The organism is Gluconobacter roseus NBRC 3990, from assembly GCF_006538885.1.
Classification (GTDB): domain Bacteria; phylum Pseudomonadota; class Alphaproteobacteria; order Acetobacterales; family Acetobacteraceae; genus Gluconobacter; species Gluconobacter roseus.
The window spans coordinates 128,679-146,608 of the sequence record NZ_BJLY01000001.1; the positions used below are offsets into that span (position 1 = coordinate 128,679).

Sequence of the window (17,930 nt, forward strand, 5' to 3'; positions counted from 1 at the left end):
TCACAAAAAAACCGGCTCACTAGGAGCCGGTTCTTCATGTGCACACACAGACAGGGGTGATGCCCTCAGTCTGCTGCGTCAGCGGCTTCCGAAACCGTATTGGCTGCCGGACGACCATTCACGCGGACGCGCGGACCGCGAGCAGGTTTTGCACCCGTGGAGATGCGCTCCATCTGCTGCTGGACCTGTTCCTCATAGCCGTATTCGGCCGGACGCTGGTTGGCGAGCGAGATTTCCGGAACCATCGGCTTTTCGGTCTCGGGGCCAAACAGGGCGACCTTGGCGATGTGCCAGGGACGGGCCACAGCATCCATGACAGCCGTGGACTCGTATCCGGAATGCACCATGCAGTCGGCGCACTTCTCGTAAGCGCCGGTGCCGTACTGCTCCCAGGCGGTATCGTCCATCAGTTCCCGGAACGTCTTGGCATAGCCTTCACCGAGCAGGTAGCACGGACGCTGCCAGCCGAAGACCGTACGGAGCGGCTTGCCCCACGGCGTGCAGTGATAGTTCTCATTGCCGGCCAGGAAGTTCAGGAACAGCGGCGACTGCGTGAAGCGCCACTTCTTGCCCTTGCCGAGGCGGAAGATGTCACGGAATAGCTGCTTCGTCTTCTGGCGGTTCAGGAAGTGGGCCTGATCCGGTGCACGCTCATAGGCATAGCCCGGAGCGGTCATGATGCCATCGACGCCCATGGCCATGACTTCGTCGAAGAAAGCTGCGACGCGTTCCGGAACGGCACCGTCGAACAGGGTGCAGTTGATGGAGACGCGGAAGCCGCGGGACTTCGCCAGACGGATCGCTGCGGTCGCACGTTCGAAAACCCCTTCCTGACAGACCGACGAGTCATGCATCAGCTGATCGCCGTCGAGATGCACGTCCCAAGAGAAGAACGGGGAGGGCTCGTAATCGTCGAGCTTCTTCTCCAGCAGCAGACCGTTCGTGCACAGGTAGACGTATTTTTTCCGCCCGATCAAACCTTTGACGATCTGGGGCATTTCCTTGTGCAGGAGGGGTTCACCACCGGCAATCGCAATGACAGGAGCGCCCGCTTCCGTGTCGGCATCCAGGCATTCCTGAAGGCTGAGACGCTGGTTCAGGATCTGCGCCGGGTAGTCGATCTTGCCACAGCCGGCGCACGCCAGGTTGCAGCGGAACAGCGGTTCGAGCATCAGGACCAGCGGATAGCGCTTGCGGCCCGTGAGGTGCTGCTTGACAACGTACCGTCCGACTCGGACAGCCTGCATCAAAGGAACGGCCATTATAATCCTCTGGTTCTAGCCTCCGGAGGGTGCACCCATAGGGCGCCCGGGGCCTTGCACATCGTGGATGGGCCCGTGGCTGTCTTCCCTGTCCCGGCTTCGGAAAGTCGGGAAACATGAAGGACCATCGAGCATTAGATTGACTGCCTATAGACCCATTGTCGTGTTCGCCTCAATGTCAGGCTGCATAATTCGCATCAGGCCTGTGGCTAATCGAGCACAGATGGAACTATGGATGCCAGAACTTGATGCAGGGAACTTGATACAATGTGTCATGAACCTGATCTTTATGCCCAGAACTGTCTACAGGACGAAAGCACGATCATGATTTGCCGTTTTTCCCCGAAAGTGACTCTGTCCCTTCTGTCCGCCTGCCTCCTGACGGGGCCTGTCGCCATGACGGCGCTTTCGCCGGTAGCACTGGCCCAGACGGCACCCGCTGACGCGACATCAGCCGTGGCACCGATCTCTGCGCTGTATGATGCTCTGAAAACGGCCCAGAAAACAGGGAAAACCGCCCAGCAGCGCGCAACGATGATCGCCCCTGCCGTGGATCGCGCCTTTGATCTTGAAGCGATTCTCCGTCGCTCGGTCGGCGTGCGCTACAACAGCCTGAGCCCTGCTGACCGGACCCGTCTTCTAGGATCTTTCCGCCAGTTCACGATCGCGCGCTATGCGTCGTCATTCAAGCCGGAAGCCCAGGCGGCCTTTACGGTTTCTCCGCAGACCCGCCCCAACCCGACCGGTGGCCAGATCGTGGACACGACGATCGGAGGAACCGACGGAAGCGGTGTCACGCCGATTGACTACATTATGACCAATGGTGCCTCGGGCTGGCGGATCACGGACGTTCTGCTCAATGCGCATATCAGCCAGGTTGCTGCCCAGCGCGCCGATTTTGGTGGTGCCCTCAGTTCGGGCGGCGCCAGTGGTCTGGCCGATCATCTGGACAGCAAGACTGCCCACTTCCTGCATGACTGAGTCCGCCTCCACGACGGCACCCTTTCCCAAAAGCGTTCGGGAAGGGTAGAAGACCGTCGTGCCCCTACCTCTTACGATCGCGGCCGGTTTCTGCGCCCTTGTTTCTGCTGCCGGCAATCTGCAGGCGCTGGCCGGTGCGACACTGCTCGCCCGGTTCCGCCGCACGGAACGCAGTGCTGATGAGGCCCTGCGTCTGTCGGATCGGGCGTGGCCTGCGGTTACCATTCTCAAACCGCTGCACGAAAACGAGCCACTACTGGAAAATGCGCTGGAAAGCGTCTTTACCCAGGATTACCCGGATTTCCAGATCGTCTTCGGTGTCCAGCATGCCGAAGATACGGCCCTGCCGGTCATTGAACGTCTCCGGAAACGTTATCCGCGGGTTCCGGTTAGTGTCGTGATCAATCCGCAGGAACATGGTCCGAACCGGAAGGTCGGAAATCTGATGAACATGTACGGGGAAGCTCGTCATGACATTATTGTGATCTCCGACTCGGATATTCATGCCAGTCCGAACTACCTGCGCCATGTCGTGACGAGTCTGGAGGAGGCGGGGACGGGCCTGGTCACGACCCTGTATGCCGGCCGGCCGGCTGCCGGTACGCTCGTGCAACAGATCGGCGCATGTCAGATCAACCATAATTTCCTCCCCGGCGTCATGATGTCCCGTTTTCTGGGACGGCAGGACTGTCTGGGAGCCACGATGGCTCTGCGTCGTCAGACCCTTGAAGACATTGGTGGTCTTGAGGTGCTGGTTGACCATGTGGCTGATGATGCCGAACTGGGTCAGCTGATCCGGGCGCGTGGGGAGAATATTTCCATCGCACCGACCCTGACCCATACGACCGTAGGCGAACATTCACTCAGCGATCTTCTGGCTCATGAATTGCGCTGGGGCCGGACGGTCAAGAATGTTGCGCCCGTTGGCTATGGCCTGTCCGCGATCCAGCTTCCCCTGTTCTGGGCGGTTACAGCAGTGCTGTTCCGTCCGAATGCCTGGTGGACCTGGTTCATGCTGCTCCTGACATGGCTGGTCCGCGCCCTTGGAAGCCGCATCATGGATCGTGCAACGGAGTGTCCGCTGCCAGCCGCAATCCCGCTTCTGATCGCCCGTGACTGGCTGTCTGCTGCCATTATGGTGGGCAGTGCGCGTGGATCACGCGTTGCATGGCGGGGCAGAACGGTCCATATCGCCCGAAGAAAACGAAATTCCGCGTCCTGCGCCACCTCGCTCCAGGCCGGCGCCACCCACAGGAGTGTCCGATCATGATGAGAACCCTTTTTCTCCAGCCTCCTTCCTTTGACGGTTTTGATGGTGGCGCTGGCTCCCGCTACCAGGCGAAGCGTGAGATCAAGTCCTTCTGGTACCCGACCTGGCTGGCCCAGCCGGCTGCACTGGTTCCCGGATCGCGTCTGATTGATGCTCCGCCGGCGAAGATGGGCATGGACCCCATTCTTGAAGACGTGAAGAACCGTGATCTCGTGGTCATGCACACCTCCACGCCGTCTTTCGCCTCCGACGTGCGCGTCGCCCAGATGCTCAAGGATGCGAACCCCAAGCTGATGATCGGCATGGTGGGGGCGAAGGTTGCCGTCCAGCCGATGGAGAGCATGGAGAAGGGTGGCCCGATCGACTTTGTGGCCCGCAACGAGTTCGACTTCACGATCAAGGAGATCGCCGAAGGCAAGCCGCTGGCCGAAGTGGACGGCATCACCTGGCGCAACGAGAAGGGTGAGATCATCGCGAACAAGGATCGCGCGATGATCGAGGACATGGACAGCCTGCCGTTCGTGACCGAGGTCTACAAGCGCGACCTGAACATCAATGACTACTTCATCGGCTACCTGAAGCACCCCTACATCTCGATCTATACGGGCCGTGGCTGCAAGTCGCGCTGCACGTTCTGCCTGTGGCCGCAGACTGTTGGCGGTCACCGCTACCGGACCCGCAGCCCCGAGCATGTGGCTGCTGAAGTGCGTCTGGCCAAGCAGTACTTCCCTGAAGTGCAGGAATTCATGTTCGATGATGACACCTTCACGGACGACCTGCCGCGCGCGGAAGCCATTGCCCGCGAAATGGGCAAGCTCGGTGTCACCTGGTCCTGCAACGCCAAGGCGAATGTGCCCTACGAGACCCTGAAGGTTCTCAAGGAAAACGGTCTGCGCCTGCTGCTGGTCGGCTATGAGAGCGGCAACCAGCAGATCCTGCACAACATCAAGAAGGGCATGCGCGTCGAGACCGCCAAGGAATTCACGCGCAACTGCCACAAGCTGGGCATCAAGATCCACGGAACCTTCATCGTCGGCCTGCCGGGCGAGACGAAGGAGACCATCCAAGAGACGATCGAGTTCGCCAAGGAAATCAACCCGCATACCCTGCAGGTTTCCCTAGCCGCGCCGTATCCGGGTACGTTCCTGCACAAGCAGGCGACGGAAAACGGCTGGCTGAACGAGGCGGAAGCTGAACTGATCGATGAGAGTGGCGTGCAGATCGCTCCGCTGCACTATCCGCACCTGTCGCACACGGAAATCTTCGAGAGCGTCGAGGAATTCTACCGCAAGTTCTACTTCCGCGGCTCCAAGATCGCCTCGATCGTCAACGAGATGGTTCGCAGCCCGCAGATGATGAAGCGCCGTCTGCGCGAGGGCGTGGAGTTCTTCCAGTTCCTCAAGGACCGTCACGCCGCCTGAACGGTGCGCGCCTGACCGGACACTACCCAGGGGTCATGGCAGATGTCATGGCCCCTTTTTCGTGAGACCAGCCATGACATCCAGCGCCCTTCGCCGCGCCATCGTATCCGCCGACGATTTCGGTATGAGCCTTGAAGTCAACGAGGCCATCGAACAGGCCCATCGTAATGGCATCCTGTCCACGACCAGCCTGATGGTCGCAGGTGACGCCGCCGAAGACGCCATCCGGCGAGCGAAGACCATGCCGGACCTGAAGGTCGGGCTGCATGTGGTAGCGATCGAGGGCAAGTCTGTGCTCGATCTTCCCGCCATCACCGATGAGCAGGGTTGGTTCGACCGTAACCAGCTGCGTCTTGGCGTAGAATATTTCTTCTGCCCGGCCGCGCGCAAGGCTCTGCGCCGCGAGATCGAAGCCCAGTTCCGGGCCTTTGCCGCGACCGGGCTCACGCTCGATCATGCCAACGCCCACAAGCACATGCATCTGCATCCGACCGTGGGGCGCTTTCTGATCGAGTCCGGGCTGGAGCATGGATTGCAGGCTGTCCGCTCGCCTTTCGAGCCGCCGGAGCCTGTTGAGGCCAATGACACGCTGGGAGACCGCGCCCTGCGTCACTGGATCGGCGTCCTGCGCCACCAGCTCCGCAAAGCGGGACTGAAAACCAATGACTGGTGTTTCGGTCTGCGCTGGTCCGGCCATATGACGCCGGACCATATCTGCGGCCTTATCCCGCGTCTGCCGGAGGGCACGAGCGAAATCTACTTCCACCCCGCCACAGCCCAGAACGCCATGATGAAGCGCTTCATGCCGGGCTATGAGCAGGAAGGCGAACTGGCCGCCCTTCTGGACCCGGCCGTGCGGGTCTCATTCGACCGCTATGGTGTCGCCCGCATCGGCTGGGCCGATCTGTAAGACCGGCCCTGACCGACGGGGCAGGGCGAGGTTCAGGCCGTCAGCGTGAACGCCTCGGTCGGGCGTGCGCCGTAACGGGTGATGATCTCGCCGGCGGCCCGATTGCCCAGCTTCGTGCAGGTCACGAGGTCATGCTTCTTGCTCAGACCGGCAAGGAAGCCTGCGGCGAACGCATCACCCGCGCCCGTGGTGTCCACAACCTTCACTTCGGTCGTCGGCACGTCATGGCGCTCTCCATCGCCGATGACGACCGCACCCTTCTCACCGCGCGTGATGACGGCCAGCTTCGTCTCGGCGGAGACCTGCGTGACGGCTTCTTCGAAATCCGTGACTTCGTACAGCGCCAGAAGCTCGGCCTCGTTGGCGAACAGGATGTCCACATGACCGGCCACGAGTTCGTGGAAAGCCGCGCGGTGACGTTCTACACAGAACGTGTCGGACAGCGTCAGGGCGACCTGACGGTTGGCCTTGCGGGCCAGACGGGCAGCGTGCTCGAACGCTTCCTGGGCCTGCGGCTTGTCGTACAGATAGCCTTCGAGATAGGTGATGGCAGCATCGGCCACGACGGCTTCATGCACATCCTCGGGCGTGAATTCCGTGCAGGCACCGAGATAGGTGAACATCGTGCGCTGGCCTTCCGGCGTCACCAGAACGATGCAGCGCGCGGTCGGCGTGCCATCGGCGGCCGGAAGCGGCTCGGACGGGAAGGTGATGCCCTGTTCGCGGATGTCGCGCGTGAAATGGTCGCCGGCTTCGTCAGCCGTTACCTTGCCGAGATACGCAACCTTCGCGCCCATGCGGGCTGCAACAACAGCGGTGTTTGCGCCGGAACCGCCACCGGTCACGTTTTCGATGTCGACGCGGCTTTCGATGGCATGCGCCGTAGGAGCGTCAATCAGGGTCATGCTCCCGGCAGCAGCGCCAAGCCCGTCGATCAGATCCTGGCCCACAGGGGCGAGGACGTCGACGATGGCATTGCCGATACACAGAAGGTCATGCTGGGGTGCAGACATTGGAACTCCGGTCAGGTCGCTGAAAACTTCGGAAAAAAACATTTAACGGGCGGACTGCGCCATTAAATCAACACGATCATAGGTCCCCTGTAGGGCTACGCCAACTCCCGGTCGCTCTCGTGCCGTTTTCATACGTGATCTTTCGTCACATTTATGGAAATGCGCGTCTTGTCCCGCCGGGTGGTGAGCGTGTAGCGTTGTCGAAAGGCCCGCCCTGACTGTTCCGCCCTTGCGATGGAGCATCCGGGAGACGTCCTAGACAGAGTGTTCTTTTCCAGATCCGCAGCGGGGTTTCCTTGTTCAGAAGACGCAAACCGGAAGATGAGTCCAAACCTGCAGAGAACAGCAAGCTCGCAGGACAGCCCATTTTCCCCAACCGGCCGGACGCTCCCAGCCAGACGGCTCCCGCGTCAGGATCCGGATCGCCCACCAGTCCCCAGCAGCCCAACCAGCAGAAGGACCCCGCTCCCATGGGTCGTACCCCTTTCCCGGCGCCGCCGTCCCCCAACTCTCCGACGGGCGCAATGCCGGCAGGGGCTCCGCGTCCCGGTGCGGCCGCCGTTCCGGGCGCACCGCGCCAGACCGGTCCGGAGCGTCGCACGCTTGTCGTGGGCCGCGGCATCAGCGTTCAGGGTTCGGTGCAGGACGCCGAGCGCCTCGTGGTTGAGGGCACCGTCGAGTCCAGCATGATCCAGGCGACCGAGCTTCAGGTCACGCATGGTGGCGTCTTCCGTGGTGGCGTTGAAGTTGAAGACGCGGAACTGGCTGGCACGATCGACGGGACCCTGACCGTCAATGGCAGCCTGACGATCCGCTCCACCGGCCGTCTGATCGGCAAGGTGAAGTGCCGTCGCCTGCAGGTCGAGGATGGTGGCCAGATCACCGGTCAGCTCGAAATGATCACGGACGGCGCACCTGCCCGCCCGCTCGCCAGCGAAGCCCCGAAGGCCGAGCCGGCCGCCGGTGAAGGTTCCAGCGAAGCTCCCTGATCCGTTTTCCGGACCAGCAGAAAAGCCCGTTCCCGGATTGGGGCGGGCTTTTTTGTGTCCAGGTCCTTTCCGCCGGCGGCAGAACATCGCACAGGGCCGCCCAGACAGGAGAAACTCCATGACGTTCCGTCTGCTCCCCGCAGTTGCCGCAGCCCTGCTGTGCGCACCGTTCGCCGCATCCGCACAGGGTCTTTTCGGTCAGGCTCTGACAGGCCAGACCACCCATGACATGCCTGCTGCCTGCGATAATGCCCACTTCCTTGCGGACCAGCAGGGACTGGAACAGTCCGGACCCACCCGTATCGATCTTCCCGAGCATCTGTGCGGACAGGTCCTCGCCATCTCACCAAAAGCCAAGCGGACCCGCAGCGGCTGGCATGGCTATTTCTATGTGTCAGTCGGGCAGGGCGTCTCCATCCGCATCGTCTCCGATCTTGATGAGATGAACGCCCCGCAATGGCCCTGGGTTAACAAGGGCGATCAGGTTGAGGTGCAGGGCCGGTACTATTACGACAGCCTGCGCCGTCAGGGCGTGGACTGGACCCATCACGGTACGAGCCGCAAATGGCGCTGGCCCGGCTATGTCGTTGTGAACGGCACCCGCTACCAGTAACGAAAAAGGCCCGGGAGACGATGTCTCCCGGGCCTTCTCTTTTAAAGCTGGGCTTCAGTTTGTTGCTTCGTCTTTCTTCGAAGCGCCATCCTCGCCCTTGGGCTCGTCCCGGCCTTCGATGATATCGAAGTCGAGCGCGCCGTTCTTCATACCAATCCGCACGGCACCACCCTGAGCCAGCCGTCCGAAGAGCAATTCTTCCGCCAGCGGCTTCTTGATGTGCTCCTGAATGACGCGGCCCAGAGGACGCGCGCCATACAGGCGGTCATATCCGCGCTCGGCCAACCATTCCTTCGCGCTCGAGGAGATCTCGATCGTGACGTGACGGTCGGCCAACTGGGCTTCGAGCTGGAGCACGAACTTCTCTACTACACGGCCCACCGTTTCCGGTGTGAGGTTGGCGAACGGAATGATCGCATCCAGACGGTTGCGGAATTCCGGCGTGAACAGGCGCTTGATCGCCTCTTCATCCTCACCGCTGCGTACGGTGCGACCAAACCCGATCGTTTCCTTGGACAGATCCGCCGCACCCGCATTCGTGGTCATGATCAGGATCACGTTGCGGAAATCAACGACCTTGCCGTTGTGATCCGTCAGGCGACCATGATCCATGACCTGAAGCAGGACATTGAACAGGTCCGGATGGGCCTTCTCGATCTCGTCCAGCAGCAGAACCGCATGCGGATGCTGGTCGATGGCATCCGTCAGCAGGCCACCCTGATCGAAGCCGACATAACCCGGAGGCGCGCCGATCAAACGGGAGATCGAATGACGCTCCATATATTCGGACATGTCGAAGCGGATCAGCTCGATCCCGAGCGAGTTCGCAAGCTGCTTGGCCACTTCCGTCTTACCGACGCCCGTAGGGCCGGAGAACAGATAGTTACCAATCGGCTTTTCTGCATCGCGCAGTCCGGCACGGGACAGCTTGATCGCAGCGGCCAGCGCATCAATCGCCTTGTCCTGTCCGAAGACCATGTTCCGCAGATCCCGCTCCAGATGGCGCAGGGTCTCGCGGTCATCGGCCGAGACGCTCTTGGGCGGGATGCGGGCGATCTTGGCGATGGCCTCTTCCACGTCCTTCAGCGTCACCGTCTTGCGGCGCTTGTTTTCGGGCACCAGCATCCGCGCGGCGCCGACTTCGTCGATCACGTCGATCGCCTTGTCTGGCAGCTTGCGGTCATGGACATACTTGGCCGCCAACTCGACCGCGCCGCGCAGGGCTTCGTCAGTGTAGCGCACCTTGTGATGCTTCTCGTAGCTGCCCTTCAGGCCGCGCAGGATCTTGACCGCATCCTCGATCGAAGGCTCCGGCACGTCGATCTTCTGGAACCGGCGGACGAGCGCCCGATCCTTCTCGAAATGCTGGCGGAATTCCTTGTAGGTCGTGGACCCGATGCAGCGCAGCGTCCCGGCAGCCAGGGCAGGCTTGAGCAGGTTGGACGCATCCATCGCCCCGCCCGAGGTCGCACCGGCACCGATCACGGTATGGATCTCGTCGATGAACAGAATTGCGCCAGGGGTCTGGTCCATTTCCGTCACGACGGCCTTCAGCCGCTCTTCGAAATCGCCGCGATACCGTGTGCCGGCCAGAAGCGAACCCATGTCGAGCGAGTAGATCGTGCTGTTCAGCAGCACTTCCGGTACGTCACCTTCCACGATCCGCTTGGCCAGACCTTCGGCAATGGCCGTCTTGCCCACGCCCGGATCGCCCACATAGAGCGGGTTGTTCTTGGTGCGGCGGCACAGGATCTGAATGGTGCGTTCGATTTCCTGATCGCGGCCGATAAGTGGATCAATCCGTCCTTCACGCGCGCGCTCGTTCAGATCGACGCAATAGGTCGCCAGCGCACCTTCCTTGGCACTTTCCTTGCGCTCTTCACGCTCGGACGTGTCCTTGGACGCTGCGGTTGCACGGCGTCCTGTCCCACGGTCCGGCGCCTTGGCGATGCCATGGGAGATAAAATTGACCGCATCGAGTCGCGTCATATCCTGCAGCTGCAGGAAATAGACGGCATGGCTCTCGCGTTCGGCAAATAAGGCCACAAGCACGTTCGCACCCGTGACCTCGTCACGGCCCGTGCTCTGCACATGGATCGCCGCACGCTGGATCACGCGCTGGAACGCTGCGGTGGGTTTGGGTTCCGTCGGCCGTTCTGCGGCGAGCCCCGCCAGATCCTTGTCGAGGAAATCGGTCAGGTCGGAGCGCAGCTTGTCGAGATCGATGCCACAGGCCCGGAAGACCGTCAGGGCATCGTCATCTTCTGTCAGCGCGAGCAGAAGGTGTTCGAGGGTTGCATATTCATGACGCCGGTCACCTGCGAATGTCAGGGCGCGGTGGAGCGTCTGTTCGAGCGTACGGGACAGCATGTGATGGCGCTCCTCTCGACCTCTCGTAAGAAAGGTATCTTGTCGCGGAGTAACGTGTAACGCCAGTCAGAAACGCAGATGGAAACAAGAAATTATCCTGGGTCCGCGCTTTTCTGCCTGTCAGACGGATCAGTCTTTCTCGATCGTGCACTGAAGTGGATGCTGGTTCTGGCGCGCCAGATCCATCACCTGTGTCACCTTGCTTTCAGCCACTTCATACGTGAACACCCCGCAGACCCCAACGCCGCGCTGGTGAACCTGGAGCATGATGGCTGTTGCTTCGTCCCTGGTCTTGGCAAAGAAGCGCTCCAGCACATGCACCACGAACTCCATGGGCGTGTAGTCGTCGTTGAGCATCAGCACCTTGTACATGGAAGGTTTGCGCGTCCGTGTCCGGGGGCGCACCACCACGCTGATTTCAAGGTCCTGATCCCCGTCTCCCGGGCCAAGTGGAGGAATGGAGTCGGGCGACTCCGGCCCCATGCGAGACATCATGCGCGTGAAAGCGACATCAGGACGGCCGTTCAGACAGGAGGGAAGATCATAAGAAGACATGACTGGTATGATATGGTGCGAATTTCCCTCTTGAGAAGGGCTGGCGGTCTTCGAAATAAGGTTTTTATGCGCCGTCTGCCATGATGTTGCCTCCTTTGGCCCCTGCTTACGAAAAATTAAGGAAAGTCCTTCAAAGCTGGTGGACGGGAAGTTTTCAATGCGCCTAGAGTACCAGTAATGCAGGGCTTCAGAGCCTAGAATTGTTCCCGCGACGATATTCCCGTTCAGAGGCTGTCAGACACATGCGTTTCCCGTTTCAGAAAGCTTTTCTGTTGTGCGCCATGACAGCCATGGGTCTGGGATCGGCCAAGGCACAGTATGCGGGGCACGTTTCCAGTTACGTGATGGATGCAAAGACCGGTGCCGTTCTGTCCCAGACGGATGCAGATCTGCAGCGTTACCCGGCGTCCCTGACCAAGCTCATGACGCTGTATCTGACGTTCCGTGCCCTTGAGGCGCATCAGATCACGCTGGATGAACAGGTTCCGGTTTCCATTCACGCGTCTGTTCAGGCCCCATCCAAGCTTGGTCTCGTGCCGGGCACGCGTCTGACGGTGGAGCAGGGCATTCTGGGTCTTGTCACGAAATCCGCGAATGACGCGGCCTGCGCGCTCGGGGAGTTTCTCGGCGGCGGCGATGAAGTCCGTTTCGCCCAGCTCATGACGCAGCAGGCCCGTGCGCTGGGCATGACCAACACGACCTTCCGCAATGCCTCCGGTCTGCCGGACCCTGATCAGGTCACGACGGCCCATGATCTTGCGCTGCTGTCACAGCATCTGATCGCCGATTTCCCGCAGTATTACCATTATTTCAATGTCCCATCCTTCTACTTCCATCGTCGCATGGTCCCGAATCATGATCCGATGCTGAAAATCTATGCCGGCGCGGACGGTCTGAAGACCGGTTATACTGATCTTGCTGGTCATAATCTCATCACATCTGCCCAGCGTGGCAATGTCCGTCTGATCGGCGTGGTCATGGGATCGTCGAGCAATACCCGCCGTTCGATGGAAATGGTAGCGCTGCTCGACAAGGGCTTTGCTGATGAAGGCATCGCGCCCCAGCCGCTTCTGCATCCGGCAGCGCCGTCCGGTGTCCTGATGGCGTCTGCCCGTCGTCGCGGCCGCTTCCATCAGAGCATTCTGCTTGCAGCATCCCGCCCGATGGAAGTGGCGGATGCACCAACGGCCCCCCGCCGTTATGGCCGGATTTCTCATCATGGTGCGGCCGTTCGGATGGTTAGCGTGCGTCATGTGGTTGCCCACAAGAAGCGCTCCCGGCACAGCTGATACCGAAAATCTGACCTGCCGCCTTGCGATCCAGCCCGGACAGACGCATTTTGTCCGGGCTTTTTGAAGATTGAAGGATCGGGCAGCAGATATGGACAAGCCACAGGGTATCGTTCTCTACGATGAGGACGATTTCAAACATCTGCATCGTGTCGGCCGCCTGACGGCAGAGGCGCTGGACATGATCACGCCTCATGTTCAGCCTGGCGTCACCACGGAAGAGCTCAACCAGCTTATCCATGACTTCACGATCGCTCATGGCGCCACGCCGGCTCCGCTGAACTATCGCGGTTATCCGAAATCCTGCTGCATCTCGATCAACCATGTCGTGTGCCACGGCATTCCGGGCTCCAAGAAGCTGTCCAACGGGGACATCGTCAATATCGACGTTACCTCCATTCTGGATGGCTGGTATGGCGACAGCTCGCGCATGTATGTCGTGGGCAAGGCGCCCAAGAAGGCCGAGAAGCTGGTCGATGTGACCTATGATGCGATGATGCGCGGCATTGCCCAGGTCCGTCCCGGCAACACGCTTGGCGATATTGGCCATGCCATCCAGGAATATGCAGAGGCCAACCGTTTCTCCATCGTACGCGATTTCTGCGGCCATGGCATCGGCCGCGATTTCCACTCCGAACCGAACATCCTGCATTACGGCAGGCCGGGCGAGGGCGTGAAGCTCGTGGAGGGCATGGTCTTCACGATCGAGCCGATGCTGAATATCGGCCGCCCGGACGTGAAAATCCTTGATGATGGCTGGACAGCTGTCACCCGTGACCGCACCCTGTCCGCCCAGTTCGAGCATCAGGTCGGTGTGACGGCCGATGGCTGCGAAATCTTCACCCTGTCCCCCAAAGGCTACACCAAGCCGCCTTATGGAGAGCCTGTATGAGAGCGTTCCCGCTTTTCCTCGCTACGGCCCTGATCAGCAGCACGACGCTTGCCAATGCAGCACCCCAGGCGCTCAGTTCCGCCCATGATCCGCTGGCTTTTGGTCCGGATCATGTCAGTGCCGGCATGCTGGCTTCTGGTCGTCACGGCATGGTGGTCTCGGCCCAGCACCTGGCCTCCGATGCGGGCGCGAAGATTCTGGCGCAGGGCGGGAATGCGGTCGATGCAGCCGTGGCTGTCGGATACGCTCTGGCAGTGGTTTATCCCGCAGCCGGCAATATCGGCGGCGGTGGTTTCATGACCCTGCGTCTGAAAACCGGCCAGACACTCTTCATCGATTTCCGCGAGCATGCACCAGGTGCGGCAACGGCGACGATGTATCAGGACGCTTCGGGTAAGGTCATTCCGGGCCTCTCCACCGAGGGCTGGAAGGCCGTTGCCATCCCTGGCACGGTGGCGGGTCTGGACGCGATCCTGCAGAAATGGGGTCACCTGTCCCGGGAAAAGGTCATGGCGCCTGCCATTGCGCTGGCCCGTGACGGCTTCATTCTGAATCAGGGCGATGCGGATCTCCTGCATACGTCCACGCGCTATTTCCAGAAAGACCCGTATGCCCGGGCGTTCTATCTGCGCCCCGATGGCACGCCGCTTCAGGCCGGTGACCGTCTGGTGCAGAAGGATCTGGCCAATTCCCTTGAGCTGGTCGCGAAGGACGGTCCCAAAGCCTTCTATGAAGGTCCGATCGCCAAGGAAATCGTGCGTGCCAGCACGGAAGGCGGCGGCCTGCTTCAGCCTGCCGATTTCACGTCCTATCACATCCGGAATCTCGAACCGATCCGCTGCACCTATCGCGGCTACACGATCGACACCGCGCCCCCGCCGAGCGGTGGCGGTGTTGCGCTTTGCGAGATCCTGAACATCCTGTCCGGCTACGACATGCATGCGCTTGGCCTGCACACGGCGCCGTCCGTGCAGCGTGAAGTCGAGGCCATGCGTCACGCTTATTCGGACCGTCGCGATCTTGGCGATCCGGATTTCGTGCACAACCCCGTCGAGCACCTGATCGATCCGGCCTATGCCTATCAGATCCGTCAGGGCATCCCGACCGATCACGCTCTCGCGTCCAGCACGCTCAGGGCAGGGGAACCACTTCCCGCTCCCGTGGCGCAGGCAGCACCCGACACGCAGGAAAAGCACGAGACGACGCAGTTCTCCGTGCTCGATCATGATGGTATGGCCGTTTCCGCGACCTATACCCTCAATGGATGGTTCGGTGCGGGCGTAATGGGTGGCCATACCGGCATCTGGATGAATGACGAGATGGACGATTTCTCGTCCAAGCCGGGTGCGCCCAACATGTTCGGCATCGTCGGTTCGGAAGCGAATGCGATTGCGCCGGGCAAGACGCCTTTGTCCTCGATGTCGCCCTCCATCGTCTCGCGTGATGGCAGGACCGTCATGGTGATCGGCAGCCCGGGTGGGTCGCGGATTCCGACCATCACGCTGTCCGTCATTCTGGGTGTGATCGATTACGGGCTGGATATCCGTCAGGCCGTGGATCTGCCGCGAATCCACGAGCAGTGGGAGCCTTCGGCTGTCGAACTGGAGCCCGGTGCGCTGTCTGATGAGACCATGCAGACCCTCAAGGCCGAAGGTTATGCCCTGTCGCCGCATCGCCCCTGGGGTGTGGCTGAAGGCATTCTTGCGGACCACCCGAGCCTGTCTGCTGCAAAGACCGGCCTGATCTATGGTGCGGCTGATCCGCGGCACATGGGTGGGGCGGCTGTCGGAGAATAAGACGGGACAATGATGGCGCACTCTGATGATTGGGGGTTGTCAGACACCCCTCTCTCCGTGTTAGGAGAGCGCCGGGAGGTCGGCTTTGGACGGATACCTTGCCAACCCGGTCAGGTCCGGAAGGAAGCAGCCGCAGTGAGTTTTATCCGGGTTGAATGTCCGGCCTCCTACCTCACACAGATCACCGGACGCTCCGGTTTGTTAAACGCAGCGTCCCGACCGTTCCTCCACGGTCCCATCCTCAGTGCTGAGGGTCAGACAATTTCATGACTGATGAAAACGACGATCTCCCCCTGCCGCCTGAAAATGGCGGTGGCTTCTTTGGAGATGCGCCAGAGCCGGAACTGTCTGCGCCTCCGGCTGCCGAGGCCACGCCCTATCGCGTGCTGGCCCGCAAGTACCGCCCGCAGACTTTCGATGACCTGATCGGTCAGGATTCCCTCGTCCGCATCCTGCGTCGCGCTTTCGAGCTCAAGCGTGTGGCACATGCCTTCATGCTGACCGGCGTGCGGGGCGTGGGCAAGACGACCACCGCCCGGATCATCGCCCGTGCCCTGAACTGCGTTGGCCCGGATGGCAAGGGTGGCCCGACGGCCGATCCCTGCGGCGTCTGCCCCAATTGCACTGCCATTCTCGCGGACCGTCATCCCGATGTTCTGGAAATGGATGCCGCTTCCCGCACCGGCGTGGACGATGTGCGCGAAATCATCGAGGCCACGCGCTTCCGTCCGATGCAGGCGCGGATGAAGGTCTTCATCATCGATGAAGTCCATATGCTCTCGCGCAACGCCTTCAACGCGCTGCTCAAGACGCTCGAAGAGCCGCCGCCGCAGGTCACGTTCATTTTCGCCACGACCGAACTGCGCAAGGTTCCGGTGACGGTCCTGTCGCGCTGCCAGCGTTTCGACCTGCGCCGCGTTCCGCAGTCCCTTCTGGCCGGGCATTTTCACAATATCGCCGTCAAAGAAGGTGCGACTCTTTCCAAAGACGCGCTTGCCCTGATTGCCCGCGCGGCAGACGGTTCCGTGCGTGACGGGCTTTCGCTGCTCGATCAGGCCATCGCGCAAGGGGCCAGTGATGCAGATGCCGTGGCCGATATGCTCGGCCTGGCGGATCGCGGGCTGGTTTTCGATCTGCTGGATGCCCTGATGGCTGGCAAGCCCGCAGACGCGCTGGACCTGACCGATCAGGCCTATGCCCGCGGGGCCGATCTGGGCGTTCTGCTGGCGGATCTGCTCGATCTGCTGCATCTGATTTCGCGTCTCAAGGCCATTCCATCGTTGCGGGAAGGCCGGGATCTGCCGGAAGCCGAGCGTACACGCGGCGCGGCTCTGGCCGATCGGCTGTCCAATGCCGTTCTGGGGCGCGCTTGGCAGATCCTGCTCAAGGGCGTGCAGGAAGTCGAGACCGCTCCGGACCGTCGTCAGGCCGCCGAGATGGTGCTGATCCGCCTGTGTCATGCTAGCCTGTTGCCCACACCGGACCGCCTGATCCGCCAGCTGACGGAAGGGGGGCAGGATCTGTCGCTCCCGGCCGGTCCGTCCGGCCCGATGGGTGGCGCGTCTTCCGCAGCGCCGTCCGGGCCGGTCAGCGGCATCGCGTCCAGCAGTGTCAGTGAGACCTCTGGTGGCCATGGGCCCCGCGCGCATGTCCGGCTGGTGGCCAATGGGGGCGAGATCGTCGAGCCCGGCATCGGTTACGCCGAGCCGGTTCCGGAACCAGAGCCTGAACCCGAGCTTCCGCCTCCGCCGCGCACATGGCGTGAAATGGTGGCGATGGTGGCGCGTGAGCGCGAACCGGTTCTGCATGGCCTGCTGCGTAATGCTGTGCATCTCGTGCGCTTTTCGCCGCCGGATGTGCAGATCCGCGCCGAAGAGCCGCAGGCCCGCATCGAACGCCAGCTTCAGAAACTGCTGGACCGCGTCTATCCCGGTCAGTGGCGCGTCAGTGCCTCGACGGCTCCGGGCGAGCCGACGCTGGATGAACAGGGTGCTGAAGTCGTAGCGATCAATCAGGCTTCGGTGGAGCAGCACCCGCTGGTGCAGGCCATCCTGAAGACTTTTCCGGGCGCGAAGATCGGGGAAGTGCAGGACCATTCCCTTGATGAATACGGTCTGCCGCCGGAAATCACCGTGCCGCTGACCGATGACGAACCGCCCGATCTGGAATTCGCGCCCCTGGATGCCGATTTCCTTGATGAAGACGATCTGAACCTGAACCGATAGGACGATACTGATGAAGAACCTTGCCGGACTGATGAAGCAGGCCAGCCAGATGCAGGCCAAGATGGAAGCCGCCCAGAGCAATCTGGCGTCCCTCATTGTCGAAGGCTCTGCCGGCGCCGGTCTCGTGACCGTCAAGCTGACGGGGAAGGGCGAAATGCGCGATCTGAAGATCGACCCGCAGCTTGCCGATCCGAGCGATATTGAAACGCTGCAGGACCTGATTGTCGCCGCCTATACGGACGCCAAGACCAAGGCTGAAGCTGCAAGCTCCGAAGCCATGCGTGACGTAACCGGTGGGCTCGACCTCCCGGCCGGTCTGAAGCTGCCGTTCTGATCCGGCTGAC

The 17,930-nt window shown here is 61.3% G+C and carries 15 protein-coding genes and 1 other RNA gene; 12 read left to right on the plus strand and 4 right to left on the minus strand.

Annotated features, from left to right (window positions below; genetic code table 11):
- Positions 1-65: 65 nt before the first annotated feature.
- Complete coding sequence (gene hpnH / locus GRO01_RS00485) at positions 66-1,262, minus strand: adenosyl-hopene transferase HpnH (RefSeq protein ID WP_062507969.1); 1,197 nt, start codon at positions 1,260-1,262, stop codon at positions 66-68.
- A gap of 324 nt (positions 1,263-1,586) precedes the next feature.
- On the opposite strand from hpnH, the gene GRO01_RS00490 reads away from it, so the two are divergent.
- From GRO01_RS00490 to hpnK, 4 genes are all read left to right on the plus strand, one after another.
- Positions 1,587-2,243, plus strand: a complete 657-nt coding sequence (locus GRO01_RS00490; protein WP_062508064.1) for an ABC transporter substrate-binding protein — start codon at positions 1,587-1,589, stop codon at positions 2,241-2,243.
- A 58-nt stretch (positions 2,244-2,301) separates the two neighbouring features.
- On the plus strand, positions 2,302-3,513 hold the full coding sequence (gene hpnI / locus GRO01_RS00495) for a bacteriohopanetetrol glucosamine biosynthesis glycosyltransferase HpnI (RefSeq protein ID WP_062507967.1): 1,212 nt from the start codon (positions 2,302-2,304) through the stop codon (positions 3,511-3,513).
- Positions 3,510-4,934, plus strand: coding sequence for a hopanoid biosynthesis associated radical SAM protein HpnJ (gene hpnJ / locus GRO01_RS00500; RefSeq protein WP_011252191.1), 1,425 nt, complete (start codon positions 3,510-3,512; stop codon positions 4,932-4,934). Before hpnI ends, hpnJ begins: the two co-directional genes overlap by 4 nt.
- A 73-nt stretch (positions 4,935-5,007) precedes the next feature.
- Positions 5,008-5,844 carry a hopanoid biosynthesis-associated protein HpnK gene (hpnK, locus tag GRO01_RS00505; protein ID WP_062507965.1) on the plus strand — a complete coding sequence of 279 codons (837 nt, stop codon included), beginning with the start codon at positions 5,008-5,010 and terminating at the stop codon, positions 5,842-5,844.
- Positions 5,845-5,876: 32 nt separating this feature from the next.
- Here the strand turns inward: hpnK and GRO01_RS00510 are convergent, their stop codons facing one another.
- On the minus strand, positions 5,877-6,857 hold the full coding sequence (locus GRO01_RS00510) for an adenosine kinase (protein ID WP_062508061.1): 981 nt from the start codon (positions 6,855-6,857) through the stop codon (positions 5,877-5,879).
- Positions 6,858-7,153: 296 nt separating this feature from the next.
- On the opposite strand from GRO01_RS00510, the gene GRO01_RS00520 reads away from it, so the two are divergent.
- Positions 7,154-7,846: a bactofilin family protein gene (locus GRO01_RS00520; protein ID WP_231490121.1), complete on the plus strand. Its 693-nt coding sequence runs from the start codon at positions 7,154-7,156 to the stop codon at positions 7,844-7,846.
- Positions 7,847-7,964: 118 nt separating this feature from the next.
- Positions 7,965-8,459, plus strand: coding sequence for a DUF3465 domain-containing protein (locus tag GRO01_RS00525; protein ID WP_141306712.1), 495 nt, complete (start codon positions 7,965-7,967; stop codon positions 8,457-8,459).
- A 54-nt stretch (positions 8,460-8,513) separates the two neighbouring features.
- Here the strand turns inward: GRO01_RS00525 and clpA are convergent, their stop codons facing one another.
- Positions 8,514-10,829 carry an ATP-dependent Clp protease ATP-binding subunit ClpA gene (clpA, locus tag GRO01_RS00530; protein WP_062507961.1) on the minus strand — a complete coding sequence of 772 codons (2,316 nt, stop codon included), beginning with the start codon at positions 10,827-10,829 and terminating at the stop codon, positions 8,514-8,516.
- 129 nt (positions 10,830-10,958) lie between these two features.
- Complete coding sequence (gene clpS, locus GRO01_RS00535) at positions 10,959-11,384, minus strand: ATP-dependent Clp protease adapter ClpS (RefSeq protein ID WP_231490118.1); 426 nt, start codon at positions 11,382-11,384, stop codon at positions 10,959-10,961.
- Positions 11,385-11,626: 242 nt separating this feature from the next.
- Here clpS and GRO01_RS00540 point away from each other — a divergent pair, with 242 nt between their 5' ends.
- The 6 genes from GRO01_RS00540 to GRO01_RS00565 all read left to right on the plus strand — a co-directional run bounded on the left by GRO01_RS00540 (position 11,627) and on the right by GRO01_RS00565 (position 17,920).
- On the plus strand, positions 11,627-12,673 hold the full coding sequence (locus GRO01_RS00540) for a D-alanyl-D-alanine carboxypeptidase family protein (RefSeq protein WP_062507959.1): 1,047 nt from the start codon (positions 11,627-11,629) through the stop codon (positions 12,671-12,673).
- Positions 12,674-12,764: 91 nt separating this feature from the next.
- Complete coding sequence (map, locus tag GRO01_RS00545) at positions 12,765-13,565, plus strand: type I methionyl aminopeptidase (RefSeq protein WP_062507957.1); 801 nt, start codon at positions 12,765-12,767, stop codon at positions 13,563-13,565.
- Entirely contained in the window at positions 13,562-15,361 is a 1,800-nt protein-coding gene (gene ggt, locus GRO01_RS00550; RefSeq protein ID WP_062507955.1) for a gamma-glutamyltransferase, read from the plus strand. Before map ends, ggt begins: the two co-directional genes overlap by 4 nt.
- A 74-nt stretch (positions 15,362-15,435) precedes the next feature.
- Positions 15,436-15,532: signal recognition particle sRNA small type (ffs, locus tag GRO01_RS00555), an RNA gene on the plus strand.
- A gap of 95 nt (positions 15,533-15,627) precedes the next feature.
- Positions 15,628-17,586 (plus strand): DNA polymerase III subunit gamma/tau, encoded by a 1,959-nt coding sequence (locus GRO01_RS00560; RefSeq protein ID WP_062507954.1) that lies wholly within the window; start codon positions 15,628-15,630, stop codon positions 17,584-17,586.
- Positions 17,587-17,596: 10 nt separating this feature from the next.
- The gene (locus GRO01_RS00565) at positions 17,597-17,920 is read left to right on the plus strand and encodes a YbaB/EbfC family nucleoid-associated protein (RefSeq protein ID WP_062497712.1); all 324 of its coding nucleotides are present in this window, start codon (positions 17,597-17,599) and stop codon (positions 17,918-17,920) included.
- Positions 17,921-17,930 lie beyond the last annotated feature (10 nt).